This window comes from Bradyrhizobium sp. ERR14 (assembly GCF_014198235.1).
Classification (GTDB): Bacteria; Pseudomonadota; Alphaproteobacteria; order Rhizobiales; family Xanthobacteraceae; genus Bradyrhizobium.
The window spans coordinates 1,263,740-1,289,025 of the sequence record NZ_JACIHD010000001.1 but is presented as its reverse complement, the minus strand read 5'-3'; the positions used below and the strand labels follow the sequence as shown (position 1 = coordinate 1,289,025).

Annotated in this window: 24 protein-coding genes; 15 read left to right on the top strand and 9 right to left on the bottom strand. The window is 64.1% G+C overall.

Annotated elements, in window-relative coordinates; all coding sequences use genetic code 11:
• A complete protein-coding gene (locus tag GGD62_RS06330; RefSeq protein ID WP_183707536.1) occupies window positions 1-675 on the bottom strand; it encodes a uracil-DNA glycosylase in 675 nt (224 codons plus the stop codon).
• On the bottom strand, window positions 656-1,300 hold the full coding sequence (locus GGD62_RS06325) for an NYN domain-containing protein (protein ID WP_018320007.1): 645 nt from the start codon (window positions 1,298-1,300) through the stop codon (window positions 656-658). The genes GGD62_RS06330 and GGD62_RS06325 overlap by 20 nt, the downstream gene beginning before the upstream one ends.
• Before the next feature lie 330 nt (window positions 1,301-1,630).
• On the opposite strand from GGD62_RS06325, the gene rpoZ reads away from it, so the two are divergent.
• The 12 genes from rpoZ to GGD62_RS06265 all read left to right on the top strand — a co-directional run bounded on the left by rpoZ (window position 1,631) and on the right by GGD62_RS06265 (window position 14,336).
• A complete protein-coding gene (gene rpoZ / locus GGD62_RS06320) occupies window positions 1,631-2,023 on the top strand; it encodes a DNA-directed RNA polymerase subunit omega (protein WP_008133017.1) in 393 nt (130 codons plus the stop codon).
• A gap of 204 nt (window positions 2,024-2,227) precedes the next feature.
• Complete coding sequence (locus GGD62_RS06315) at window positions 2,228-4,513, top strand: bifunctional (p)ppGpp synthetase/guanosine-3',5'-bis(diphosphate) 3'-pyrophosphohydrolase (protein ID WP_018320008.1); 2,286 nt, start codon at window positions 2,228-2,230, stop codon at window positions 4,511-4,513.
• A gap of 45 nt (window positions 4,514-4,558) precedes the next feature.
• Window positions 4,559-5,311, top strand: coding sequence for a pyridoxine 5'-phosphate synthase (locus tag GGD62_RS06310; protein ID WP_183707534.1), 753 nt, complete (start codon window positions 4,559-4,561; stop codon window positions 5,309-5,311).
• The gene (gene acpS, locus GGD62_RS06305) at window positions 5,308-5,727 is read left to right on the top strand and encodes a holo-ACP synthase (RefSeq protein ID WP_018320010.1); all 420 of its coding nucleotides are present in this window, start codon (window positions 5,308-5,310) and stop codon (window positions 5,725-5,727) included. The genes GGD62_RS06310 and acpS overlap by 4 nt, the downstream gene beginning before the upstream one ends.
• Before the next feature lie 249 nt (window positions 5,728-5,976).
• Entirely contained in the window at window positions 5,977-6,741 is a 765-nt protein-coding gene (gene lepB / locus GGD62_RS06300; RefSeq protein WP_018320011.1) for a signal peptidase I, read from the top strand.
• Window positions 6,738-7,559 carry a ribonuclease III gene (rnc, locus tag GGD62_RS06295; protein WP_018320012.1) on the top strand — a complete coding sequence of 274 codons (822 nt, stop codon included), beginning with the start codon at window positions 6,738-6,740 and terminating at the stop codon, window positions 7,557-7,559. The genes lepB and rnc overlap by 4 nt, the downstream gene beginning before the upstream one ends.
• The gene (era, locus tag GGD62_RS06290) at window positions 7,549-8,475 is read left to right on the top strand and encodes a GTPase Era (protein ID WP_183257116.1); all 927 of its coding nucleotides are present in this window, start codon (window positions 7,549-7,551) and stop codon (window positions 8,473-8,475) included. The genes rnc and era overlap by 11 nt, the downstream gene beginning before the upstream one ends.
• A gap of 21 nt (window positions 8,476-8,496) precedes the next feature.
• Window positions 8,497-8,877 (top strand): hypothetical protein, encoded by a 381-nt coding sequence (locus GGD62_RS06285; RefSeq protein WP_018320014.1) that lies wholly within the window; start codon window positions 8,497-8,499, stop codon window positions 8,875-8,877.
• A 138-nt stretch (window positions 8,878-9,015) separates the two neighbouring features.
• A complete protein-coding gene (gene recO, locus GGD62_RS06280) occupies window positions 9,016-9,768 on the top strand; it encodes a DNA repair protein RecO (RefSeq protein ID WP_183707533.1) in 753 nt (250 codons plus the stop codon).
• A gap of 101 nt (window positions 9,769-9,869) precedes the next feature.
• Complete coding sequence (locus GGD62_RS06275; protein WP_183707531.1) at window positions 9,870-10,157, top strand: hypothetical protein; 288 nt, start codon at window positions 9,870-9,872, stop codon at window positions 10,155-10,157.
• Between the two features lie 60 nt (window positions 10,158-10,217).
• On the top strand, window positions 10,218-12,476 hold the full coding sequence (gene parC, locus GGD62_RS06270) for a DNA topoisomerase IV subunit A (protein ID WP_018320017.1): 2,259 nt from the start codon (window positions 10,218-10,220) through the stop codon (window positions 12,474-12,476).
• A gap of 315 nt (window positions 12,477-12,791) precedes the next feature.
• A complete protein-coding gene (locus GGD62_RS06265) occupies window positions 12,792-14,336 on the top strand; it encodes a GMC family oxidoreductase (protein ID WP_183707624.1) in 1,545 nt (514 codons plus the stop codon).
• 1,808 nt (window positions 14,337-16,144) lie between these two features.
• Here the strand turns inward: GGD62_RS06265 and GGD62_RS06260 are convergent.
• Window positions 16,145-16,561, bottom strand: a complete 417-nt coding sequence (locus tag GGD62_RS06260; protein ID WP_183707528.1) for a RidA family protein — start codon at window positions 16,559-16,561, stop codon at window positions 16,145-16,147.
• 301 nt (window positions 16,562-16,862) lie between these two features.
• Between GGD62_RS06260 and GGD62_RS06255 the strand changes: the two genes are divergently transcribed.
• Window positions 16,863-17,840, top strand: coding sequence for an ABC transporter substrate-binding protein (locus GGD62_RS06255; protein ID WP_092257537.1), 978 nt, complete (start codon window positions 16,863-16,865; stop codon window positions 17,838-17,840).
• A gap of 144 nt (window positions 17,841-17,984) precedes the next feature.
• Here GGD62_RS06255 and GGD62_RS06250 read toward each other — a convergent pair whose 3' ends face one another.
• The 4 genes from GGD62_RS06250 to GGD62_RS06235 form a co-directional block, all read right to left on the bottom strand.
• Window positions 17,985-18,272, bottom strand: coding sequence for a hypothetical protein (locus GGD62_RS06250; protein WP_157644363.1), 288 nt, complete (start codon window positions 18,270-18,272; stop codon window positions 17,985-17,987).
• A 368-nt stretch (window positions 18,273-18,640) separates the two neighbouring features.
• A complete protein-coding gene (locus GGD62_RS06245) occupies window positions 18,641-19,018 on the bottom strand; it encodes a PRC-barrel domain-containing protein (RefSeq protein WP_018320022.1) in 378 nt (125 codons plus the stop codon).
• A gap of 489 nt (window positions 19,019-19,507) precedes the next feature.
• Window positions 19,508-20,893: a chromate efflux transporter gene (chrA, locus tag GGD62_RS06240; RefSeq protein WP_183707526.1), complete on the bottom strand. Its 1,386-nt coding sequence runs from the start codon at window positions 20,891-20,893 to the stop codon at window positions 19,508-19,510.
• Window positions 20,893-21,711: a chromate resistance protein ChrB domain-containing protein gene (locus GGD62_RS06235; RefSeq protein ID WP_183707524.1), complete on the bottom strand. Its 819-nt coding sequence runs from the start codon at window positions 21,709-21,711 to the stop codon at window positions 20,893-20,895. The genes chrA and GGD62_RS06235 overlap by 1 nt, the downstream gene beginning before the upstream one ends.
• 197 nt (window positions 21,712-21,908) lie before the next feature.
• Between GGD62_RS06235 and dmeF the strand changes: the two genes are divergently transcribed.
• Both dmeF and GGD62_RS06225 read left to right on the top strand, forming a co-directional pair.
• Entirely contained in the window at window positions 21,909-22,883 is a 975-nt protein-coding gene (dmeF, locus tag GGD62_RS06230) for a CDF family Co(II)/Ni(II) efflux transporter DmeF (protein WP_183257110.1), read from the top strand.
• Window positions 22,884-22,964: 81 nt separating this feature from the next.
• Window positions 22,965-23,795 carry an N-acyl homoserine lactonase family protein gene (locus GGD62_RS06225; protein WP_183707521.1) on the top strand — a complete coding sequence of 277 codons (831 nt, stop codon included), beginning with the start codon at window positions 22,965-22,967 and terminating at the stop codon, window positions 23,793-23,795.
• Window positions 23,796-23,801: 6 nt separating this feature from the next.
• Here GGD62_RS06225 and GGD62_RS06220 read toward each other — a convergent pair whose 3' ends face one another.
• The gene (locus tag GGD62_RS06220) at window positions 23,802-23,993 is read right to left on the bottom strand and encodes a hypothetical protein (protein ID WP_092257523.1); all 192 of its coding nucleotides are present in this window, start codon (window positions 23,991-23,993) and stop codon (window positions 23,802-23,804) included.
• A 31-nt stretch (window positions 23,994-24,024) separates the two neighbouring features.
• On the bottom strand, window positions 24,025-25,179 hold the full coding sequence (locus GGD62_RS06215; RefSeq protein WP_183707519.1) for an MFS transporter: 1,155 nt from the start codon (window positions 25,177-25,179) through the stop codon (window positions 24,025-24,027).
• Between the last annotated feature and the right edge of the window lie 107 nt (window positions 25,180-25,286).

The following is a 25,286-nucleotide window of genomic DNA, read 5'->3' as shown; positions in this document are numbered from 1 at the left end:
CTAATCGAGATCCGCCTTCACCTTCGCGAACACCGACCGGAACATGTCCGGCGTCAGCACGCCGGTGTTCGTGTTGTAGCGCGAGCAATGATAGCTGTCGTAGAGCCTGAACGCACCGGCCTGATGCACGGCGCCGTGGCCGAAGGGGGCCTGCGAGGCCTTCAGGTTCAGCGGCTTGAGCACGCTGTCGTGCGCAATCCGCCCGAGCGCGATGATCGCGCGCAGCTTCGGCATCGTCTCGAGATTCGCCACGAGGAACTGGCGGCAGGTGTTGATCTCGACGGGCAGCGGCTTGTTCTGTGGCGGAACGCAATGCACGGCATTGGCGATCCGGCAGTCGACCAGCTTCAGGCCGTCATCGGGACGCGCCTGATAGGTGCCCTTGGCAAATCCATATTCGAGCAGGGTGGCGTAGAGCAGGTCACCGGCGTAATCGCCGGTGAACGGCCGTCCCGTGCGGTTGGCGCCCTGCATCCCCGGCGCGAGGCCGACGATCAACAGGCGGGCCTTGATGTCGCCGAAGGGCGCAACCGGCGCATTGTGCCACAACGGCTCACGCGCCCGGTTCGCCTCACGAAAGGCGACCAAGCGCGGACAGAGCGGACAATTGCGGTCGGGAACGAGGGTGGGAGGCTGGCGGCTTGGCCGGGCCGCCTCACTCCTCGAAGTCGTCATCGCCCCTCGGCGCCATCGTGGTTGCGCGCTGGAGGAATTGCGGGGCGTGGTGGCGGGCCTCGCGATCGCCGCGGTCGCGCGGGGCGGGGCGTTCGGAGGGATCGCGGCCGAGCTTGGATTGCAACTCGACGAGGTCGGTGAAGACGTCGGCCTGGCGGCGCAGCTCGTCGGCGATCATCGGCGGCTGGCTGGCGATGGTGGAGATCACCGTGACCCGAACGCCGCGGCGCTGCACGGCCTCGACCAGGGAGCGGAAGTCACCGTCACCGGAGAACAGCACCATCTGGTCGATGTGCTCGGCAAGCTCCATGGCGTCCACGGCGAGCTCGATGTCCATGTTGCCCTTGACCTTGCGGCGGCCGGAGGCGTCGATGAACTCCTTGGTCGCCTTGGTGACGACGGTGTAGCCGTTGTAATCCAGCCAGTCGATCAGCGGGCGGATCGAGGAGTATTCCTGATCCTCGATGATGGCGGTGTAGTAGAACGCCCGAAGCAACGTTCCGCGGCTCTGAAACTCCTTCAGCAGGCGCTTGTAGTCGATGTCGAAGCCCAGAGTTTTCGCCGTCGCGTAGAGATTGGCTCCGTCGATGAAGAGCGCGATCTTGTCGGTGGAGGAAGGTGACATTCAGTTTGCTCGCGTAGTGTTCGTGATTGATCGTTTATTGTTGGCGCGGCGGCAGCAGGCCGCGCAGTTCTAGGGTGCCGCCGAAATCCGTCGAAGCCGCAAATCCGGAGAAGTCGGGGCAAACAAGGTATAGTTATGGCGGACTTTCATAGACCCGGCGCCGCCCTCGATGGCAGCCCGGGTAACCGCCCATCCCAGCCCCAATGTGGGGGTAGCAGAGCCGTTTGGCGAGGCCAAATCACAAATTGGCCTTGCGAAACGGCCCCAGCCCCTATAACTAGCCCCAATCATCCACATATTTTCGTCCCACCCACAACGGAGCGACAGTCCATGGCTCGCGTCACCGTAGAAGATTGTATCGACAAGGTCGACAACCGGTTTGACCTGGTCCTGCTGGCCGCCCACCGTGCCCGCATGATTTCGTCCGGCTCACAACTAACGGTTGACCGCGATAACGACAAGAACCCTGTTGTGTCTTTGCGCGAAATTGCTGACACGACCATTTCGCCCGAGGACCTGCGCGAGGAGCTGGTGCACTCGCTCCAGAAGTTCGTCGAGGTCGACGAGCCCGAGCCGGATACGGTGCCGCTGATCGGTTCCGCGGGCGCGAGCGTCGATGCGGACGATACCGAAGTCGCCGTCGAGCGCATGACCGAAGAGGAGCTCCTGAAGGGTCTCGAAGGCCTCGCGCCGCCCGAGGAGCAGCCCGAGGAAGACGAGTAAATCGTCCGTCGCGATCGTCGATTTCTTGTGATTTTATCAAAGGCCCGAACCGGTGTTCGGGCCTTTGCTTTTGTTGACGTTTTCGTGGTTACCATGCGTTGTAGTTGGCGATGCGTCCTGTCACTGAATTGATCGGACACAAGCGCGATCGGAGCTAAGATGTATACAGCGGGCCGGCTCGGGTTCGTTTGAAGGCAGGACGGGATGGTATATCGGCGCCGCAGATCCACGCAGATGCAGGCCGCAACCGAGTCGGTTGCCGTGGCCCCGACTGCGCCGGTCGCGCGCCCGGCCAAGCCGCGCGCGCGCATGATGCGTCAATATGACCTCGTCGAGCGCGTCAGGTCCTACAATCCCAACACCAACGAAGACCTGCTGAACCGCGCCTATGTCTACGCCATGAAGGCGCACGGCTCGCAGACCCGCGCCTCGGGCGATCCGTATTTCTCGCACCCGCTCGAAGTGGCAGCGATTCTCACCGACCTCAAGCTCGACGACGCCACCATCGTGGCCGCGCTGCTCCACGACACCATCGAGGACACCGAAGCGACGCGGGCCGAGATCGACCAGATCTTCGGGCCGGAGATCGGCGCGCTGGTCGAGGGTCTGACCAAGCTGAAGCGGCTCGAGCTGGTGTCGCGGGAGGCCAAGCAGGCCGAGAACCTGCGCAAATTGTTGCTGGCCATTGCTGACGATGTCCGTGTGCTCCTGGTCAAGCTCGCCGATCGCCTGCACAACATGCGCACGCTGGATTTCGTGCCGACGGAATCGCGCAGGCGCATCGCCGAGGAGACACTCGACATCTATGCGCCGCTGGCGGGCCGCATGGGCATGCAGGAAATGCGCGAGGAGCTGGAGGATCTGTCCTTCCGCACCCTCGATCCCGAAGCCTATTCGGTGGTGATGCAGCGGCTCGACGCGCTCGCCGAGCGCAACCGCAATCTGATCGGCGAGATCGAGGACCAGCTCTCCAACAATCTGCGCCACCGGGGCTTAGGGGCGCGGGTCTATGGCCGCCGCAAGAAGCCGTTCTCGATCTGGACCAAGATGGAGCGCAAGTCGGTCGGTTTCGAGCAATTGTCCGACATCTTCGGCTTCCGTCTCGTCGTCAACGACATCGAGGCCTGCTATCGCGCGCTCGGCATCGTCCACACCACCTGGCCGGTCGTGCCGGGACGCTTCAAGGACTACATCTCGACGCCGAAGCAGAACGATTATCGGTCGATCCACACCACGGTGATCGGCCCCGGCAACCAGCGCGTCGAGCTGCAGATCCGCACGGAGGCGATGGACCAGATCGCCGAGCGCGGCATCGCCGCGCATGTGTTCTACAAGGAGGGCGTGGGCTCGCCGACCGAATTCCTCAAGCGCGAATCCAATGCGTTCGCCTGGCTGCGCCACACCATCGGCATCCTCTCGGAAAGCGCCAATCCGGAGGAATTCCTCGAGCACACCAAGCTCGAGCTGTTTCACGACCAGGTGTTCTGCTTCACCCCGAAGGGCAAGCTGATCGCGCTGCCGCGCCATGCCAACGTGATCGACTTCGCCTATGCCGTGCACACCGACGTCGGCAACAGCGCGGTCGGCTGCAAGATCAACGGCCAGTTCGCGCCGCTGTCCTCGGAGCTGCAGAACGGCGACGAGGTCGAGGTGCTGACCTCGGAAGCGCAATCGGCGCCGCCCTCGGCCTGGGAGACGCTTGCGGTCACCGGCAAGGCGCGCGCTGCGATCCGCCGCGCCACGCGGACTGCGGTGCGCGATCAATACGCCGGTCTCGGCCGGCGCATCGTGGAGCGCCTGTTCGAGCGCGCCAAGATCGAATACGCCGACGACAAGCTCAAGGGCGCGCTGCCGCGGCTCGCGCGCACCTCGATCGAGGACGTCATGGCGGCGGTGGGGCGCGGCGAGATCAAGGCCTCCCACGTCGCGCGTGCGATGTACCCCGACTACAAGGAGGAGCGCATCGCGCGCTACGGCGTGAAGAAGGGGCTTGCCGCCAAGCTCAAGGAGAAGTCGTCGGAGCCGCCGCGCAGCCCGGTCGCGATCCCGATCCGCGGCATCAATTCCGACCTGCCGATCAAGTTCGCACCGAATGGCGGCGCTGTGCCGGGCGATCGCATCGTCGGCATCGTCACGCCGGGCGAGGGCATCACGATCTACCCGATCCAGGCGCCGGCGCTGAAGGATTTCGAGGAGGAGCCGGAGCGCTGGCTCGACGTCCGCTGGGACATCGAGGACTCCGCGCCGCAACGCTTTCCGGCCCGCATCAAGGTCGAGAACGTCAACGAGCCCGGCGCGCTGGCGCAGATCGCGACCGTGATCGCCGAGCACGACGGCAATATCGACAACATCAGCATGCAGCGCCGCTCGCCTGATTTCACGGAGACGACGATCGATCTCGAAGTCTACGATCTCAAGCACCTCAGCGCGATCCTGGCCCAGCTGCGCGCGAAGGCGGTCGTCGCCAAAGTCGAACGTGTTAATGGATAGGCGTCCTCCGCAGCCGTCCGTCCCTCCGATTTCGTGAGTTCTGAAATGCCCGCTTCGAAGCTTCGCCTCGGCGTCAATATCGATCACGTCGCAACTGTGCGTAACGCGCGCGGCGGCCGCCATCCCGATCCGGTGCGCGCGGCGCTGCTGGCGATCGAAGCCGGCGCCGATGGCATCACCGCCCATTTGCGGGAGGATCGCCGCCACATCCGCGACGAGGACATGGCGCGGCTGAAGGCCGAGATCTCCAAGCCGCTCAATTTCGAGATGGCGGCGACCGACGACATGATGCGCATCTCGCTCGCCACCAAGCCGCACGCGGTGTGCCTGGTGCCGGAGCGCCGGCAGGAAGTGACCACTGAAGGTGGGCTGGATGTGGTCGGCCAGCACAACCCCCTCGCGCCCTATATCGCGCGACTGAACGATGCCGGCATTCGGGTCTCCCTGTTCATCGCCGCCGATCCCGCCCAGATCGAGATGGCGGCGCGGCTGCGTGCGCCTGTGATCGAGATCCACACCGGCGCCTGGTGCGATGCCGTCGTCGACGGCCACACCGCCAAGGCCGAGGCCGAATGGCAGCGGATCGTGGCGGGCGTGAAGCTGGCGAAGGCGGCCGGGCTCGAGGTTCATGCCGGGCACGGGCTCGACTATGCGACGGCGGAGACGATTGCCGCCCTTCCAGAGATCATGGAGCTCAACATCGGCTACTACATGATCGGCGAAGCACTGTTCGTCGGTCTTGCCGAGACGGTGCGCAGCATGCGCGCGGCGATGGACCGCGGCCGGAGCCGGGCATGATCATCGGCGTCGGCTCCGACCTGATCGACATCACCCGCGTTGCCAAGGTGATCGAGCGCCACGGCGAGCGTTTCCTCGACCGCATCTTCACCGCGGCCGAGCGGGCCAAGGCGGAGCGGCGGGCCAAGAACGAGAAGATGGTGGTGGCGACCTACGCCAAGCGCTTCGCCGCCAAGGAGGCCTGCTCCAAGGCGCTCGGCACCGGGATCCGGCGCGGCGTCTGGTGGCGCGACATGGGGGTGGTCAACCTGCCGGGCGGGCGGCCGACCATGCAGCTGACCGGCGGGGCGCTGGCCCGGCTCCAGACCCTGACCCCGGAGGGGTTCGAGGCGCGGATCGACCTGTCGATCACCGACGACTGGCCGTTGGCGCAGGCCTTCGTGATCATTTCGGCCGTCCCGCTGCCGAAACCCTGAGGGGACCCCGGCGATTTTATGATTTGTGTTATAAATCAATACCTTATTCAGTTTTGATGCGATCCTTGATTGCGTGGCCTCCGACAACCGTCTAAAAGTCCGCGGACGCAAATCAGCTTGGGCGAATTCGGCTTTACGCCGGAATTGGCCCTCACTATCAGAATCAGGACAATCTCCTTGCGCCGCGAACCGGTGGGCCGTTCGCGGGAGGAGGGCGCTCTGTGATCGCCGGCCGGAATTGAGAGAGCAATGAGCGTGACTTCAGGAACGAAAACTGAGAGCGGCGTCGGTGAGACGATCCGGGTCGTGATCCACGCTCTCCTGATCGCGCTGGTGATCCGCACGTTCCTGTTCCAGCCCTTCAATATCCCGTCCGGCTCGATGAAGGCGACGCTGCTGGTCGGCGACTATCTGTTCGTCTCGAAATATTCCTACGGCTACAGCCACTATTCGATTCCGTTCTCGCCGCCGCTGTTCTCCGGGCGGATCTGGGGCTCGGATCCGAACCGCGGCGACATCGTCGTGTTCCGGCTGCCGAAGGACGATTCCACCGATTACATCAAGCGGGTGATCGGCCTTCCAGGCGACCGCATCCAGATGCGGGACGGGCTGCTCTACATCAACGACACGCCGGTCGAGCGGCAGCGCATGAGCGAATATGTCGGCGAGGAGCCCTGCGGCTCGGAAGGTGGCGGTATCTCCCGCGTGAAGCGCTGGAAGGAAACGCTGCCGAACGGCGTGTCCTATGAGACGCTCGACTGCGCCGACAACGGTTACGTGGACAACACCAACGTCTACACCGTGCCGGCCGGCCATTTCTTCATGATGGGCGACAACCGCGACAATTCCACCGACAGCCGCTTCCTCGGCCAGGTCGGCTATGTGCCGCAGGAGAATCTGATCGGCCGCGCCCAGATGATCTTCTTCTCCATCGCCGAAGGCGAGCATGCCTGGATGTTCTGGCGCTGGCCGTGGGCGGTGCGCTGGAATCGGTTCTTCAAAATCGTCCGATGAAAGACGAAGCCAAGGACATCGCGATCCAACCGACCGAGGCGCAAGCCGCTCCCGAGAGCGAAGCTGCAGCGAAGACGCCTGCAAAGAAGAAGCGGACGCGGAGCAGCAAGGCCAAGGGCACCGATGCCAACGCGGCGCTCGAGGCGCGCATCGGCCATAGCTTCGCTGACCCGAATATGCTGATGCAGGCGATCACGCATGTCTCGGCGCTGAAGTCCGGGCGCAAGCGCGGCGACAGCTATCAGCGCCTGGAATTCCTCGGCGACCACGTGCTCGGGCTCGTCGTCTCCGACATGCTCTATCATGCCTTCCCGAACGCCGACGAAGGCGAGCTGTCCAAGCGTCTTGCCGAGCTCGTGCGCAAGGAAAGCTGCGCCGACGTCGCCAAGTCGCTCGGTCTGCTCGACGACATCAAGCTCGGCTCGGTCGGCTCCAGCGCCGACGCGCGCCTGCGCAAGTCCATCCTCGGCGACATCTGCGAGGCCGTGATCGGCGCCATCTTCCTTGACGGCGGCCATGCGGCGGCCGCCGAATTCGTCAAGCGCAACTGGACCGAGCGCATGCACAAGCCGCGCCGTCCCTTGCGCGATCCCAAGACCGTGTTGCAGGAATGGGCGCAGGGCAAAGGGCTGCCGACGCCGGTTTACCGCGAGGTCGAGCGCACCGGCCCGCACCACGATCCGCAATTCCGCGTCGCGGTGGACCTGCCGGGGCTCGCGCCGGCCGAGGGCATCGGCGGCAGCAAGCGCGCGGCAGAGAAAGTAGCAGCTTCAGTGATGATCGAACGTGAAGGCGTTGGCGGCGGCAATGACGGCTGAAACAAGCGGCGAGGCGCCCACTGCCACGCGCTGCGGCTTCGTTGCGCTGATCGGCGCGCCGAACGTCGGCAAGTCCACGCTGGTCAACGCGCTGGTTGGCGCCAAGGTCACGATCGTTTCGCGCAAGGTGCAGACCACGCGCGCGCTGATCCGCGGCATCGTGATCGAGAACAACGCGCAGATCATCCTGGTCGACACGCCCGGCATCTTCCTGCCCAAGCGCCGGCTCGACCGCGCCATGGTCTCGACCGCCTGGAGCGGGGCGCATGATGCCGATCTCGTCTGCGTGCTGCTCGACGCCAAGACCGGGATCGACGAGGAAGCCGAGGCGATCCTCACCAAGGCGGCCAGCGTCAATCACGAGAAGATCCTCGTCATCAACAAGGTCGATCTGGTCCAGCGCGAGAAATTGCTGGCGCTGGCGCAGGCCGCCAACGAGCGCATGAAGTTCGCGCGGACCTTCATGATCGCGGCGATCTCGGGCGACGGTGTCGACGATATCCGCAAGACTCTCGCCGAAATGGTGCCGCCGGGCCCGTTCCTCTACCCCGAGGACCAGATGTCGGACGCGCCGATGCGGCAGCTGGCGGCCGAGATCACGCGCGAAAAAATCTATCAGAAGCTGCACCAGGAACTGCCCTACCAGTCCACGGTCGAGACCGACAAGTGGGAGGAGCGCAAGGACAAGTCGGTGCGGATCGAGCAAACGATCTTCGTCGAGCGCGAGAGCCAGCGCAAGATCGTGCTCGGCAAGGGCGGCGCCACCATCAAGTCGATCGGCGCGGACTCGCGCAAGGAGCTGATGCAGATCCTGGACGTGCCGGTGCATCTGTTCCTGTTCGTCAAAGTGCGCGAGAACTGGGGCGACGATCCCGATCGCTACCGCGAGATGGGCCTGGACTTTCCGAGAGAATAACCAAGAACAGATCGGTATCCGATGAGCGTGCCCAGCAATGTCCGGCGCTTCGAAGCGCTGCTCTATGCATCGTTGATGCTGGATGCTTTGTCCGTTGCGGTGCAGGACCGCACGCCCAATGCGGAGGTGACCGAGCAGATGATCATGACGGGGACCTTGCTCGCCGGCGGCATGATCCTGCTGCTGGTCTACTTCGTCAGGCTCGCCGCGCATGAGCGGAAGAACTGGCCGCGCTGGGTGCTGGCGGCGGCGCTCGTGCTGTCGGTGATCTCGCTTGGCCAGATCATCGGCCAGAAGGGCCTGGAGCTCGACAGCGCCATCGAGATCGTTTCCTGCGCGCTGACGACGGTAGGCCTGTATTTCTCCTTCAGCGGCGACGCGCAGGGCTGGTTCAACGCGTGAGGTTTCGCGCGGTACCGTAGGGTGGGCAAAGGCGCGCCCTTGCGCGCCGTGCCCACCATCTCCCGCCGTCGATCAAATTGGTGGGCACGCTTCGCTTTGCCCACCCTACGGCAGCTTTAAATGCGCTAAACTTCCTTCATGGAATGGACCGACGAAGGCATCGTGCTGGGCGTGCGGCGGCATGGCGAAAGCAGCGCCATCGTCGAGCTGTTGACGCGCGCGCACGGCCGCCATCTCGGCCTCGTCCGCGGCGGCGCCGGCTCGCGGATGCGGCCCTTGCTGCAGCCGGGGAATAGCGTCAGCGCGGTATGGCGAGCGCGGCTCGACGAGCATCTCGGCACCTACACCATCGAAGGGCTTAAGCTGCGCGCGGCGGCGCTGCTGGGTTCGTCCCATGGCGTCTACGGCGTCACCCATCTCGCCTCGATTGCGCGCCTCTTGCCGGAGCGCGATCCGCATGAGGAGATCTTCGCGTTGCTCGAGCATTCGCTCGACGATTTCGAGGATATCGGTGGTGCAGCCGTGCACCTCATCCATTTCGAGCTGGCGATGCTCGCCGAGCTCGGCTTTGGGCTGGCCCTCGAAAACTGTGCCGTGACCGGCGAGACCACCGACCTGATCTATGTCTCGCCGAAATCCGGCGGCGCGGTGTCGCGCGGCGCTGGCGAGGCGTGGCGTGACCGCCTGTTGCGCCTGCCGCCGTTTCTGCGCCAAGGCGAAACCGCAAGCGACCTCACCGAGCAGGATCTCCAAGACGGTTTTCGGCTCACCGGCCTGTTCCTGCTGCGCCATGTGCTGGAGCCGCGCGGGCAGGGCCATTCCGATGCGCGCGCGGGCTTCATCAACGCCTTGATCCGGCAGCAGGCGAAGGCGGCGATTCCCGCGCCATGAGCGGAGTGGGACTCTGCTTTGCCTGCGAGTATGGGTTCCGGGGGAACGAAGTAGGGCTGGTTGAGTTCGCTTCCTCAGGTTCCATAGCGGGGACAGCCTAAATGTTGATCAGAGGATTCGCCTTGTCCGCGGCGCTGCTCACGTTTGCGCCTGATGCAATGGCCGGCGAGCTGCAACCCGGCGTGTTTCGCCGGGCGTCCTGCACGGTCGTCCGGTATTATGTGGCGAAATATTCTGCTGCGGCCGCAGAGACATGGGCGCGGTCGAAGGGAGCGACGGAGGCCGAAATCGAGGCCGCCCGGCGGTGCCTGACCAACGTGCCGGCGCCTGCCCAAACGCCTGGTGGGACCCAGTCCCAGACCGTGACAGCCGGCTGGGCGGGGCATTAGGCGCCCACGGGGAACCAATCCATCCTTGCCCGATTCGCTTCCACGGTTTAACCGGGCGGCATGGGAAAACGAATCGTTCCGCCGGAAGAACCGGCCGAAATTCACGAGGTGCCGCTGCGTGAAGCGCTCGAGGAGCGTTATCTCGCCTATGCGCTCTCCACCATCATGCACCGCGCGCTGCCCGACGCGCGCGACGGCCTGAAGCCGGTTCACCGGCGCATCCTCTACGGCATGCGCCTGCTCAGGCTCGACCCCGGCACGGCATTCAAGAAATCCGCCAAAATCGTCGGCGACGTGATGGGCTCGTTCCATCCGCACGGCGACCAGGCGATCTACGACGCCATGGTGCGCCTCGCGCAGGACTTCTCCTCGCGCTACCCGCTGGTCGACGGCCAGGGCAATTTCGGCAATATCGACGGCGATAATCCCGCCGCCTACCGCTACACCGAAGCGCGCATGACCGACGTCGCGCGGCTTCTGCTCGACGGCATCGACGAGGACGGCGTCGAGTTCCGCGCCAATTACGACGGCCAGTCGAAGGAGCCGGTCGTGCTGCCCGGCGGCTTCCCGAACCTGCTCGCCAACGGTGCGCAGGGCATCGCGGTCGGCATGGCGACCTCGATCCCGCCGCACAACGCCGCCGAGCTTTGCGAAGCCGCGCTGCATCTGATCGAGAAGCCCGACGCCAAGTCCAAGGCGCTGATGCGGTGGGTCAAGGGGCCCGATTTCCCGACCGGCGGCATCTGCGTCGATTCCAAGCAGGCCATCGCCGAGGCCTATACGACCGGCCGCGGCTCGTTCCGCGTTCGCGCGCGGTGGGAGCAGGAGGAGGGCGCGCGAGGCGCCTGGGTCGTCGTCGTCACCGAGATTCCCTTCCTGGTGCAGAAGTCGCGGCTGATCGAGAAGGTCGCCGAGCTGCTCGACCAGAAGAAGCTGCCGCTGGTCGGCGACATCAGGGACGAGTCGGCGGAAGACGTCCGCATCGTGATCGAGCCGAAATCGAAGAACGTCGATCCCGCGCTGATGATGGAATCGCTGTTCCGTCTCACCGAGCTCGAAAACAAGATTCCGCTGAACCTCAACGTGCTGATCAAGGGCCGCGTGCCCAAGGTGGTGGGTCTTGCGGAGTGCCTGCGCGAATGGCTCGACCATCTGCGCGACGTCCTGATCCGCCGCAGCAACTACCGCAAGGCGCAGATCGAGCACCGGCTGGAAGTCCTCGGCGGCTTCCTGATCGCCTATCTGAACATCGACAAGGTCATCAAGATCATCCGCACCGAGGATGAGCCGAAGCCTGCCTTGATGAAGGAGTTCAAGCTCACCGAGGTGCAGGCCGAAGCCATCCTCAACATGCGCCTGCGCTCCTTGCGCAAGCTCGAGGAGATGGAGATCCGCACCGAGGACAAGAACCTCCGTGCCGAGCTCAAGGGCATCAACGCAGTGCTCGCTTCGGAGGCCGAGCAGTGGAAGAAGGTCGGCGAGCAGGTCGGCAAGGTCCGCGACATGTTCGGACCGAAGACGCCGCTCGGCAAGCGCCGCACCACCTTTGCCGATGCGCCCGAGCACGATCTCGCCGCGATCGAGGAGGCCTTCGTCGAACGCGAGCCGGTGACGGTCGTCGTCTCCGACAAGGGCTGGATCCGCACCATGAAGGGCCATGTCGAGGATCTCTCGGGCCTTGCCTTCAAGCAGGACGACAAGCTCGGCTTCGCCTTCTTCGCCGAGACGACCTCGAAGCTGCTGCTGTTCGCCACCAACGGCAAATTCTACTCGCTCGACGTCGCCAAGCTTCCGGGCGGCCGCGGCCACGGCGAGCCGATCCGCCTGTTCATCGACCTCGAGCAGGAGGCCGCGCCGGTCGCGCTGTTCGTCAACAAGGGTGGGCGCAAATTCCTGGTCGCGAGCCACGAGGGCCAGGGCTTTGTCGTCAACGAGGACGATTGCGTCGGCACCACCAAGAAGGGCAAGCAGGTCCTCAACGTCGACATGCCGAACGAGGCGCGCACGGTCACCGAGGTGATCGGCGACACCGTTGCGGTCATCGGCGAGAACCGCAAGATGCTGATCTTCCCGCTCGACCAGGTGCCGGAGATGGCCCGCGGCCGCGGCGTCCGCCTGCAGAAGTACAAGGACGGCGGTCTCTCCGACGTTGCCGTGTTCGAGGCCAAGGCGGGTCTGACCTGGAAGGACTCCGCGGGCCGCGAATTCTCGGCGACCATGAAGGAGCTCAGCGAGTGGCAAGGCACCCGCGCCGACGCCGGCCGCCTGCCGCCGAAGGGTTTCCCGAAGTCGAACAAGTTCGGCAAGGTGATCGGGTAGGGCTCGTGTCCCGGACGCGCTGCAGCGTGCAACGCTGCTGCGCAGAGCTGGGATCCACGCCAGACGGATTGCCCGGAGACATGGGCCCCGGCTCTGCAGCGCACCGCTGAAGTAGCGCTGCGCTGCGTCCGGGGCACAGGCGTGTGTGTTGCGCACATCTCTTTTCACACCGTCATTGCGGAAAGATTCTGGATTGCTTCGCTGCGCTCGCAATGACGGGCTGCGACGGCGCCGCTCTCCAATTCGCATTCCACCACTCCGCGCGGTCTGATACCGTTCGCCAGCTGGTGTTCTGGAATGTCGAGAAATAGCGCGATGTACGATGTCATTGTTGTCGGCGGCGGCTCCGCTGGCGCGGCTGTTGCGGCGCGGCTGTCCGAGGATCCCGCCCGGCGCGTCCTGCTGCTGGAGGCGGGGCGCGACTGGCGCGCCGATGAGGCGCCCTGGGAGGTGCGGACGCCGAACCCGATCCCGATCATCCACAAGCGCGAGTACCAGGAGAAATGGCAGTGGCCAGATCTCTTGTCGCGTCGCGTCGCCGGGCAGGAGCCGCGCTTCTACTGGCGCGGCAAGGGGCTCGGCGGCTCCTCGATGATGAACGGCCAGATCGCGATCCGCGGCGTTGCCGATGCGTTCGACGAATGGGCCGCCCATGGCTGCACCGGCTGGTCGGCCAGCGAGGTGATGCCGCTCTTCTCGGTGATCGAGGACGATTTTGAATTCGGCGCCGCCGAAGGCCATGGCCGCGGCGGACCGCTGCCGGTCTATCGCGCGCCGCCCGAGACCTGGGGCGCGATCGATCGGGGCCTGCGCGATGCGGCGCTCGCCAGCGGCTATCCCTGGTGCGCCGACCTCAACGGCCCCGACGGCGAGGGCGTTGCCTGCTATCCCATCAACAGCCGCGATGGTCGCCGTATCAGCACCAATGAGGGTTATCTCGAGCCGGCGCGAGGCCGCGCCAATCTGGAAATCCGCGGTTATGCGCTGGTCGATCGCATCCTGATCAGCGACGGCCGCGCCACCGGTGTCCGTGTCCATATCGAAGGGCAGGGCACTCACGAGATCAGTGCGCGGCAGATCGTGCTGTGCGCCGGCGCGATCCACAGCCCGGCGATCCTGCTGCGCTCGGGCATTGGCCCTGCCGAGGAATTGAAGGCGATGGGAATTGGCGTCGCGCGCGACCTGCCGGTCGGCCGCCACTACTTCGATCACCCGCTGTTTCGCACCACGATTCAGCTTCGTGAGGAGCTGCGTCCCACCGACCCCGACACCCGTCACACCAATTGCTGCGTGACCTATTCCTCGGGCCTCGCCGAGGGCGGCAAGCGCGACATGATCCTGATCGCCTTCAATCATCGCGGCATCGGCAATCCCGGGGCGATCGGCGCGGGCCTGTTCAACGCCTATTCGCGCGGCACGCTGAAGCTGGCCTCGACCGATCCGGCGATCGATCCCGTCGTCGAGGAGAACATGCTTGCCGATCCCCGCGATATGTTGCGCATGATGGACGCGGTGAGGCGGCTCGCCGTGATCGCGTCGCAGCCGGCGCTCTCAGGCATTGCCGACTGGATTCGGCTCGCCGACACCGATCTGACGCTGCCGCAGGCGGCAGCGCTGCCGGATCATGAGCTCGATGCGGTGCTGCGCCGTGAGACCGGCGACATCCAGCACGCCGCCGGCAGTTGTCGCATGACCGGCGCTGGCGACCCCGACGGCGTGGTCAATCCTGACGGCAGCGTGAAAGGCATTGCGGGCCTGCGCGTCGCCGACGCCTCGATCATGCCGTCCGACTGCCGCGCCAACACGCATTTCACCACGGTGGTGATCGGCGAAGCGATCGCGCGGATGATGATGCGGTAGTTTCTGCCGCGCCAGATTCCACTTATTCCGTCATCCTGAGGTGCGAGTGGCGCGATGCAAGAGCATCGCGCCGGGAGCCTCGAAGGATGAACGGCCGAGATGCTTCGATATCTTGGCAGCGCCAGCCGGGCCGTCGCCCTTCGAGGGCCGCTGAAGAAGCGGCCACCTCAGGGTGACGGTGATGGATGGGAACGCACCGCTTGTTTCGCTACGCTCGCAACGACCGAGCAAGTGGCGGGACCTTGCTCACCAGTTCACAGACCGACCGCACTTCCCTATCTCTCGAGGTCGCGAATGCACAATCCACGATCTTGAGATTGTCGACGACACGATCTCTGGTTACGAGAGTCGAGTTTCGCGAGCGCTAGGGAGCCGCAGACCTGTTGCGCGTTTCGCACCAGACTAGGTCTGGATCGCTGCTACACCATTGTTCATCAGCGGCGTATAACCGCCGCAAGCACTTCACGTGCGGTGAGCACGCTTCAATACCCATTTGCCTACGATGCAAGATTCCAGTTGCGCAGTGCTTTATTTTGGTTGTGAGGGTCCCACTCATGACAAGGCACCTTTCGAAGCGCATTGTGACCGATGTGCTTGTCGTCGCCGTATCTGTGGTGACCATCACGATTGCAGCGACATCGTTGGGCAAGTCCGTTGTTGCTGGGATTGCCGCTTCTATTCCGGGTCCATTTCATCTTGCGTCGGAAAGGATGCTTGCCGGTGCGGGGCCGAGCAAGCCGAAACTCGCTCGCGCGCAGACAGGTTGTCGGCTTCGATCTGCGCCTTTCCAATGGAACGCGGACGAGCTTTTCGCGCCGCCTGCCGCTCCCACACGATGAATTGCCATCCCGATTGAGCGGGTGGCAAGAAGGAAGCGGCCCGTGTCGAACCCTGGCAGCACGCAGGCATGCGGCGAGTGCCCTCGGCCATGTCGAAGATCTTGGCTGGCTGTGAGGCAGCTTACAGCCTTCGCTCTTGGTGCGGGATAGGTTTGAGAAGGCTCTAAAACTCTGACGGAGGCATCAAGCAGGCGCACCATCGCCTTCTCGCGGCGCGTCTCGCCCGAGTCTTGCTCCAGGTGCCGCCCTCGACAAAGACAAGGGCGCAGGGAAGGCCGGGCGCCGGCTGGCACCCGTAAGTCCGTGCGCCAGAAGAGATGCACACGGGGTGGACTACAGGTCTCGCCGGATCGCCCGGCCTTCCCTGCGCGAATGGTTTTAACGGTGTCCTTCGTGCTCTCCTCGGGGAGCGTTGCACTATTGCCCCCGTCGCCTTGCGGATAATCGATGCGCGTGCCGGTCGGCCACACATCACCGCCAAGGCTTGACGCCAGACCCCCGGGCGCCGGGACCACACGACTTCTCCGTCCGCGCACGTCCTCGCTGGGAATCCGAGGGGTGGCGTGTGCTCGCCCCCGAAGCCATACGAAGACGCTGTCGGCGCCGTGTCGTTTGCGCGAAGCCATTGCTCACGGTGTCCCGCCCTGCAATGCCCGCTCGCGCCCGACGCCGTCGCGTCCATCGCTACCCAGCCCGCGGTTCGTGACGATCGCGATCCGCCCCTTGTCTCGGGCCAGGGTGAGCAGTGTGTACGACAAATCCGAATTTCGGTAAAGTGGAATATTTTGCGAGGTAGGGCTTGACAGGCGGCTTGGTCAAACTGACCGGGCTGTTTTGCCCGACGGGCGCGCTGCGACGAGCTTTTCCTTGAGGACGGGTGCTCGTGAATGACAGCTTCCAAGAGCAAGACGGAAGTCGCCCAGCTTGGTCATCATCGACGGCTTATGACCCATTGCTGCCGTCAGCCATCTACTTGCGCGCAAGAAAAACGTTAGAGGGTTCGACCTCGATCAGGAAAGCGTCGTTGGCGAGGCTCGGCACCCCGATCCAGGTTGCGCAGGGCGGGTTCTCGCCGAACGCCGCCCTGAGAGCGGTGGTGATCGCTCCACTTTCATGCATGTGACTTAGCTTGATGTAGAGTCGGAGTGAGCCGACGTCATCGAGCGTCGCGCCAACCGATGCCAATGCGACAGCCAGGTTTTCTAGGCTCTTTTCAAGTTGACGCCCGATGTCACCGGCACTGACGATGTTTCGATCGGCATCCCAAGCGACCTGGCCGGACACATTTACCACGTCACCGAACGGCGTCCGAATGACTGTAACCTGAGCAAAACCATACGGCCGGCTATCAAAGAGTCCCGCAGCAACATGGACGGATCGGGTCATTGGGGCTCCTTGTTTTTTGCCGCGGTCAACGGCGCAACTACGACGAATAGAACATACGAAGGCGACAAGCGACACTTCGGCTCCTGGCTCGACTGAGAAATCCTCACGGCCGAATCGATGTCTGCCATCTGCGGTAGTGCAGACCAGATTTGCTTTCAGCGAGACTTTCGGCCTTTGACCTGTAGCCGTCTTGCACGATGCCCCGCAATTGCGACGCAGCAATTGCCGCCTCAGCAGGTGCGACGACCATCGATGCGTGATACGCTGCGTCACCTCGTCCTCAAGCTGCGATGAGGATCGAATGAAGCGGCGGGAGTTCATAGCGGGTACTGCGGCGCTGCTCGTTTCGCCGAGACGTTCGTGGGCGCAGGGTAGACACCATCGACTTGGCTTCCTTGCTATAGGTGATGGGAGCGGGCGGGCCCTCAATCAAGCCGAGCTTGCGCTATTTGATGGGCTGCAAAAGCACGGCTGGATCGATGGAAGAAACCTGATTGTCGAGTATCGTTTTTCCCAACCCCCAGACCGACTGCCAGCTTCAGTTGCCGACCTGATTGCTCTCAGTCCCGATGTGCTCGTCGCTGCGGCGCCGCGGGCAACCACAGCCCTGAAATCCGCAACTGCCACCATCCCAATCGTATTCGTGGCAGTGTTCGATCCCGTGGGGCTTGGCCTCGTGCAAAGCCTATCGCGTCCAGGCGGCAATATAACGGGTCTCGCGACCTCCGCAGGGGTAACAATCGGAAAGCAAATCGAGATCCTCCGCGAACTAGTGCCCGGCGCTTCGAAAATCGCGCTCTTAGTCAATCCGGGCAATCCAATGCACAGGCTGATATTAGTCGAGGAGGTTCCTCCCACAGCCCGGAACCTGGGCGTGGCTCTGCCGATAGTGGAGGCGACCTCGGCTGAGCAGCTCGATACCGCCTTTGCCTCGGCCGCCGCCCAGCGCCCCGATGCAATGATCGTTCTTGGCGACCCTCTGACTGTAGTCCAGGGCCCCCGAATTGTTGCGCTCGCGGCGAAACATCGTTTGCCCGCTATTCATCTCTCACGAGAATTCGCGAATGGCGGATTGGTCGTTTATGGCCCCGATATAGCCGATCTGTTCCGCCGTGCAGGCGGTTACGTCAATAAGATCCTCAAAGGCACGAAGCCTTCCGATCTGCCGGTCGAACAGCCGACCAAATTCCAGCTAGTGATCAACATGAAGACTGCCAAAGCGCTCGGCGTCACCGTGCCGACCTCGTTGCTCCTTCGCGCGGATGAAGTGATTGAATAGAGTTTGCTGCGCTGCATGAGTCCGGATATGGCCCTTAGCAGCTGATGGCTCGAACCCGTGTCAGTTCGGCTTTCAGAGGCAATCCCGACAGCAATCCAGGATGGCGTTTATTGCTGCTTTTAGCCCGTTGCGTCCCACCAGCATCTAGCCTGCGGGCGGGTGCAGTTTATGCCATTTTTCACGCGCGGTTTCCGCTGATCCGCCGCGCCGTACTTCATCTTCTCTAAAATCTTTCCAATACCGATAGGTGCAAAACAGCCCGTACAGCCAAAGGAAAACGAGCACCAGAACAAGCGGACCAATCAAGCCTTTCGCGAACTCGGTTGGATCGAGAATCTTCAGCAAGAAAATCAAGGCGAGACATAGGGCTCCAGCAACCGCAAAGACTCGCGCTCGTAACCGCCAAACTCGGACTTCCTCTGAAACAGTCATCCCTCTTCCTTAGGCGTACGTACGCTCTCGCGCCGAGCCGGTAGGGCGAAAGCTAGGAGGCTCATTGGGGAGACCGAAAGCAACCAGCCTACCATTCCAAATGGCACTCGTGACCCGAACGGGACATCGGGGGGCCCACAGTGCGGCTGGCAAGGCAGCGCCAATGGATCAGGAACAGGCCAGAGCTTCGCTCGACAATGCGGCAGCGAACGTCATCCAAGCTTGAGACCTCGCCGCCATTGGCGACCGGATTGGGGTTCCTAACCTTGGGACGAAATCAAAAGCTGCCAGATCTGATCCGACCGCGTGGGGGCCGGCCGATCAGTTCAGCTGGCACTCACGATCGGATTTCGCTGATCTAGTCGGCGTTATAGGCCACCTCGCCCTTCCCAGTAGGTGGGCGTCCCGTAATACCGGTGGGTTCGGGTTTCCCAATTTCGATCTTCCCAGGAGTCATCGCTAAACTCAGGCGCGTCCCTCAGCTGTTGCTCCGTGATATTGGTTCGGAAGCCTTCAAGTGACGTATCATACGTCAGAGCGCCCCAGGGAATGGGGTAATGGCTGTGACCCAAGCCGACAAATCCGCCGAAGCTCATAACGGCATAAGCCACGCGACCTGACACCTTATCGATAATTAGGTGATCAATCTCACCGATATTCTTTCCATCTGCTCCATACACCTCGGTTCCTTGAATGTCTTCGCTTGAGATGCAGTGATGATCCGGATGGGCTGTTGCGCGGGCCATGACTTTTTCTCCTTCATGGGGTAGGTGGTTTGTCGGCTTAACTCTGCCGCTCCGAGGGTGTTCCTGCGTTAGGCGTAACGGTCGTAGCGCCGATGACCAGCCTAGCGACGCTGACATGGACTTTAAGAGCTCAAACAGAGGGACGACGATGAGGCGCAGATCTGGCGACGACCGGCCGGGTCGCTTCGCGCCGCTTTGCGACGCAATATTTCGTAGCAAAGCGAATAGAAATCCTCCGGGAATTGGTGCCCGGGGCCTCGCAAATCGCGATCCTGGTCAATCCCGACAACCCGATGCATAAGCTGTTGGTAGCCGATGAGGTGCCCAATACGGCGCGCAACCTCGGCGTGGCTCTACCGATAGTTCAGGCGACCACGGCCGAGTGCGATGCACGAGTCTCTTGTTGGCCCAAAGCCGCCATGCAGCCGCGTCGGCTTCGATATCGCCTTCCAACAGCAAACCGGACCAACGAACCGACGAGTACGTGCCTCAAATCACCCCCGCCAGCCTTAGCGCCACGCCCGCCGTGCAGCTGCACGCCAGCACCGTCAGCATGCCCAGCTTGAGCCGGAAGATCGCCGTTGCTGCTGCGATCGCCAGCAGCAGCGCCGGCACATCGACGCTTCTCAGCACCGGCATATCGAAGTTCAGCGGAAACGCATGCACCGGCACGGTCTCGCGGAACAGCGTGTGGAGCGCGAACCAGATCGAGAGGTTGAGGATCACGCCGACGACGGCGGCGGTGATCGCACTGAGCGCGCCGGCGAGGCCGGTGTTGCCGCGCAGGCGCTCGATATAGGGGGCGCCGACGAAGATCCAGAGGAAGCACGGCGTGAAGGTGACCCAGGTCGCGAGCAATCCGCCGAGCGTCGCCGCGAGCATCGGCGACAGGCCGCTCGGGTCGCGATAGGCCGCCATGAAGCCCACGAACTGGAGCACCATGATCAGCGGGCCCGGCGTGGTTTCGGCCATGCCGAGGCCGTCGAGCATCTCGTGCGGCTTCAGCCAGTGATAGTGCTCGACGGCCTGCTGGGCGACATAGGCCAGCACCGCATAGGCGCCGCCGAAGGTGACCAGCGACATTTTCGAGAAGAACAGCGCGATCTGGCTGAAGACGTTGCCTTGCCCGAGCACCAGGAGCAGTGCGATGACAGGCACCAGCCAGAGCGCCAGCCACAGTGCGCCGACGCGGATCGCGCGCGCGATGTTGGGTTTGACGTGGTCGGGCACGGCTTCGCCGAGCATGCTGTCGATCGCGGCGCCGCTAGCGCCATGGCCGTGACCGGCCGGCGCGAATTCGGCGCGGCCGCTTCGCGCGCCGGCATAACCGATAAGGCCTGCCGCGATGATGATGATCGGGAAGGGCACTGCGAAGAAGAAGATCGCGACGAAGGCGACTGCCGCGAGTGCGATCATGATGCGGTTCTTCAGCGCGCGCTTGCCGACGCGTACCACGGCCTCGATGACGATCGCGAGCACGGCGGCCTTGAGCCCGAAGAACAGCGCCTCGACGAAGCTGACGTTGCCGAAAGCCGCGTAGATGTAGCTGAGGCCCATGATGGCGATGATGCCGGGCAGGATGAACAACCCCCCCGCCATCAGCCCGCCGGCAGTGCGATGCATCAGCCAGCCGACATAGGTGGCGAGCTGCTGCGCCTCAGGTCCCGGCAACAGCATGCAGTAATTCAGGGCATGCAGGAAACGGCCTTCGGAGATCCACTTCTTCTCCTCGACCAGGATGCGATGCATCACCGCGATCTGGCCCGCGGGCCCGCCGAAGCTCAGGCAGGCGACGCGAAGCCAGACGCGGAACGCTTCGTTGAAGCTGATGCCGTGACCGGCATCAGCTCCTGCTTGAACATTCCGCGTGTCCATTACGCCTTCACCTTGTTGGTCGGCCAGTTGTGGGTCTCGGTGGTGGCGTCGCGGCACCAGCGGTAGAAGGCATCGTAGAGCGTCATGCCGGCTTCGAGCTGCGCGAGGTCGTCGTCATACATCCGCGATAGCCCGAGCGAGGCCGCGAGCAGACCGGGCGCCTCCGGGGCGAGGTCGGGCCGCGCGGTGTCGGCGCCGCGCACCAGCGTGGCCAGCCGCAGCAAAGGCGGCGTCGCAATGCCGAACTCCTCGATCATCACGTCGAAGGTGCAGAGTTCGCCGCGGTGGCTCCAGAACACGTTCTCGATGTCGAACGGCGCGGCGTTGAACCGCTCGCCGACCGCGACCACCTCGGACGGGGCCACATACAGGAACACCGCATTGGGATCGACGAAGCGGCGGATCAGCCAGGGGCAGGCGATGCGGTCGACCTTCGGCCGCGCCCGCGTGACCCAGACCGTGCGCCCCTTGGCATCGCGCGGCGGCAGCTTGCGGACGTCGACCAGCGGCAGCTTGGCCGCCTTCCAGCCCTCGAAGCCGCCCTCGAGAGTCTCGGCCTCCACGCCGAGCTGGCGGAGCCAGGCCGCCGTGCCCTGCGCGAGCTTCTCGCCGCGGAAGCACGAGACGACAGCCCGGCGGCCGGCGAAGTCGCCGCCCCAGTTGGTCACATTCTCGTGGCTGAGCTTGATAGAGCCGGGGATCAGCCGCCGGTCGGCGGCAAAATCCTCTTCAGTCCGCACGTCGATCAGGACAGGCGTGTTCGCCGTGCCGATCAACCGTGCCAATTTGTCAGACGATATGGTCGTGAATGTAGACATGATGCGTCCTCGCAAGAACCGAACGGGACGCGATGCTTGGGCGTGTCGCCTCGTGGGGAGATCGCTCAAATCCCCATGGCGCAGATTACATCGAAACTAAGAAGCACTGTCAATCCGCAGGACGATTGGACCTTCGAAAAGTGCTGCCCGCCGGTCTATACTGAACCCCAGCAGACCTGAATCCCCTGGAGAATTCGATGCATTCCCATTCCATCGAACAATGGACCCATGACCACGCTTTTCTGGGCCAGAAGCACGACGAGAACGAGCGGCGCACCTGGTTCGTGGTCGTCCTGACGCTGGTCATGATGGTCGGTGAGATCGTCGCCGGCTCGCTGTTCGGCTCGATGGCGCTGCTCGCCGACGGCTGGCACATGGGCACGCATGCGGCGGCGCTCGGCATCGCCGCCTTTGCCTATCGTTTCGCCCGGCGGCATCTGGGCAATGCGCATTTCACCTTCGGCACCGGCAAGTTCGGCGATCTCGCCGCCTTCGCCAGCGCGATCATTTTGGGATTGATCGCGGTCGAGATCGCCTATGAGAGCGTGCTGCGGCTGATCAATCCGGTGCCGATCGTGTATGGCGAGGCGATCGCGGTGGCCGTCCTCGGACTGTGCGTCAACCTCGCCAGCGCGTGGCTGCTGCAGGGCAGCCACGATCATCACCATCACGGCCATGATCACGGCCACAGCCATGCGCATGATGCCCACGGGGATCACGACCATGATCATCACGGCCATCACCATCATCACGACAACAACCTTCGAGCGGCCTACGTCCATGTCATGGCCGATGCCGCGACCTCGGTGCTGGCGATCGCAGCTCTTGCCGTCGCCATGTATTCGGGCTGGGTCTGGGCCGATCCGGCGGTCGGCCTGATCGGCAGCGTGGTGATCGCGAGCTGGGCGTTCGGCTTGATCAAGACGTCGGGCGCGGTGCTGCTCGACGTGCGCGCCGATGAGAAGCTGGAGCGGGTGATCCGGGCGCGCATGGAGGTCGGCGACGACCGCGTCACTGATCTGCATCTGTGGCAGGTCGGTCCTGGCCATTGCGCCGTGCTGCTCTCGGTGGTGTCCGACAAACCGAAGCAGCCGGCCGTCTACAAGCAGCGGCTCGCCGGGCTGAAGGGCCTTAGCCACGTCACGGTGGAGGTCGAGACCTGCCTGCATTGACGTGAACCGCGCGAGCGGAATTCTGCGATGCGGCCGGGGTTGATCCTCGGTCGCAGCCCGCATGGCTGTACCGGAGGAACAATGATGCCCAGGATCACGTTCGCTGTCGCCCTCGCTGCGCTCGTTCTGTCCGGCCCCGCGGCGCTGGCGCAATCGGAAAAGGCCGGTGTCGAGAAGCTCTATGTGCTCAACTGCGGCGAGGGCACCGCAGGTGATATCTCGCGCTGGACGCCCGGCCTGAACGAAGGCAAGTCGATGGACTTCGTCGACACCTGCTACCTCGTCAAGCACAGCAAGGGCTGGTTCCTGTGGGACACCGGCATCGCCGATTCCGTCGCGAGCATGCCCGACGGCCTCGTGCCCGCCGATCCCAAGGCTGTCACCTGGCGCCGGCCGAAGACGCTTGCCGCCCAGCTCGAACAGCTTGGGCTGAAGCCCGATGACGTCAAGGCGATGGCCGTCTCGCACACGCACCCCGACCACACCGGCAATGTCGAGCTGTTCCCGCAGGCCACGCTCTACGTGCAGAAGGCCGAATATGACTGGCCCGGCGCCAACAACCAGCCGCGCTTCAAGCCATCGCACCCGGTCGAGCTGCTCAACGGCGACAAGGACGTGTTCGGCGATGGCAGCGTGACCATCCTGTCGACGCCCGGCCACACGCCCGGGCATCAGTCGCTGCTGGTGAAACTGCCGAAGACCGGCGCGGTGGTGCTGTCGGGCGACGCCGTCCATTTTAGGGATAATTGGGACAACCGCCGCGTGCCCAGCATGAACGTCGACAAGGACCAGACCGCGGCCTCGATGCAGAAGATCGCTGACACCCTGGCCAAGGAGAAGGCGCAGCTCTGGATCAACCACGACAAGGCCCAGCGCGACAGCCAGAAGCTGGCGCCGGAGTTTTACGACTAAGGCGGATCAGCCCTTTGGTGCCGTCACTGTGGGCGGGCTTGCGTCCGGCGTCTTCTTCGGCTTGAGGGTGCCGGCGTAGAATGAGACCAGCCAGATCAAGAGAACGGCGAGGAGGTAGACGCCCCAGGCCTGCGGCGGGGTGGTGGCCCAGCGCAGGAGGCTTTTGAATGTGCGGGGCGGGCCAGCGTCCTCGGTCATGGCCCGCTTGTGCGCGAAACCTCGGGCATGGTCAATCCGGCCGCGGCTTGGTGCGGATCAGGAACAACGCCGCCAGCGCCGAGAGGCTGAGCGCGGACGAGACGATCAGCACCTTGGCGCCCATGAGGTCGATCAGCAGGCCGAAGGTCAGCGGCGCCACTGCCTGCGCCATCCGTGCCGGGGCGCCGATGATGCCGAGGCGATAGCCGAAATCCTTCGGGCCGAAGATCGACAGCGGCAGCGTGCCGCGCGCGATCGTCAAAATGCCGTTGCCCGAGCCGTGGAACAGCGCGAACGCGCTCGCCGCGGCGCCGCCGAAGATCGCCACGATCACCGCGCCGATGGGGTGGGTGAGGCAGGCGAGCCGGGTCGACCACAGCGGATGGAAGCGGCTGAGGAAGCCGGCTTCCAGGATGCGCGCGCCGACCTGCGCCGGGCCGATCAGCGCGCCGGCCGCGATCGCCTCGACCGGCGTTGCGCCTGTCGTCTCGAGGATGCGCGGGAAATGCGCGGCCATGGCGCCGGTGACGGTCCAGACCGCCGCGAAGATGAAGGCGAGCAGGACCATGGTGCGGTCGAGCGGCAGATGCGGCTTCTCGGCCGCCGCCGCCTGCCTGGCGCCCTTGATCGTCGGCAGCATGAAGATGTTGAGCGGCAGGCCGATCAGGATGTTGGCAGCGGCCCAGGCAAAGCAGGTCTCGCGCCAGCCGATATGGGACAGGCCCCAGGCCGTGAGCGGCCAGCCGACGGTGGAGGCGAAGCCCGCCATCAGCGTGATGCCCGTGATGGGCCTGCGCGCCTCGGTGCCGTAGATGCGCCCCAGCGCGGCGAAGGCGGCGTCGTAGAGCCCCATCGCCATGCCGATGCCGAGCACGAGCCAGGCGAAGACCATCACCGGGACGGAATGTGCGAAGCCAAGCAGCGCGAGGCCGGCGGCAATGGTCAGGTTCGAAGCCGACAGCACCTGCCGGCCGCCGACGAGATCGATCTGACGGCCGATGCGCGGGCCGAGCATCGCCGAGATCACCAGCGAGGCCGAGAACGCGCCAAAGATCCAGTTGGAAGAGACGCCGAGGTCACGCGCCATGGGATCGGCGATCAGCGCCGGCAGATAATAGCTGGACGCCCAGGCCAGGGTCTGCGTGGTGCCGAGCGCCAGGATGATCGGAAGCTGGCGCTGGCTCATATTCCTGTATTTCTGGTCGGCAGTGACATCGGTTCCATTTGCAGCCGGCACGACAGCGCGTCAACCGCGCCTGTGGCATATTCGACCTGCTGCGGGCGGGAGCCTCG